This is a genomic window from Desulfovibrio sp. 1188_IL3213 (genome assembly GCF_036763145.1).
GTDB lineage: Bacteria > Desulfobacterota > Desulfovibrionia > Desulfovibrionales > Desulfovibrionaceae > Desulfovibrio.
In genome coordinates this window covers 1-822 of the sequence record NZ_JBAIYR010000680.1, presented here as the reverse complement: position 1 = coordinate 822, position 822 = coordinate 1, and the positions used below count along the sequence as shown (strand labels likewise).

Below are 822 nucleotides of genomic sequence, written 5' to 3'. Positions count from 1 at the left end.
TACATTCTCAAAGTTTAAAACACGCTCGCTTCGGCGTTTAACCGCGCAAATAAATTGCGCTTACGCCTTCGCGGCGGGCGTCTGCTCGCGCAGCCGCCAGAGCAATTTCAAAGTGAAATTGCTCTAGAAAGCGCTTCCCTCACACAATTTTTTGTAAGGCCAGTCCTGAACAGATAAAGCCTTTTTCCGGCAAACCCAAAGCTGCCCCTTTGGCTTTTTGCCTAAAAATGTATATTGTTTTTCCAAGGCAGGCATTGACCTTGCATAAAACGGCCTTATTCTTGCATATTGAGCCACAGCCGCAAAAAGGTCTGCGGCTCCGAAGCGCGCCCGCACAGGGGCCGCGCTCGACAGCACGATTCGCACGGGGGAGCGCAGAATGTCAGTATCCTACAAAGACTATTACAAACTTCTGGGAGTGGATCGCACGGCCAAGGCTGAGGAAATTTCCAAAGCCTACAAAAAGCTGGCGCGCCAATACCACCCCGACCTGAATCCCGGCGACAAGCAGGCAGAGGAAAAATTTAAAGAAATCAACGAGGCCCACGAGGTCCTCAAAGACGCAGAAAAGCGCAGGCTTTACGATCAGCTTGGTCCCGACTGGCAGCACGGCCAGCAGTTTCAGGGTGAACCCGGCTTTGAAAACGTCCACTTTACCTTCAACGGTAAAAGCTTTGACGGATCGGGCTTTTCAGATTTTTTTGAAACCCTGTTCGGCGGCGCGCGGGGCGCACAGTTCGGCGGGCAGAGCGGTTCTTTTGGCGGACAGGACGGAGGCCGTACGCAGTTTGGCCCTGACCCCTTCGGCGGTTTTTCGTCCCG

At 53.4% G+C, this 822-nt stretch carries 1 protein-coding gene; it reads left to right on the top strand.

Annotated elements, in window-relative coordinates:
* Positions 1-379: 379 nt before the first annotated feature.
* The coding region (locus tag V6C16_RS14505) for a DnaJ domain-containing protein (RefSeq protein ID WP_333543593.1) at positions 380-822 on the top strand (443 nt) is incomplete at its 3' end.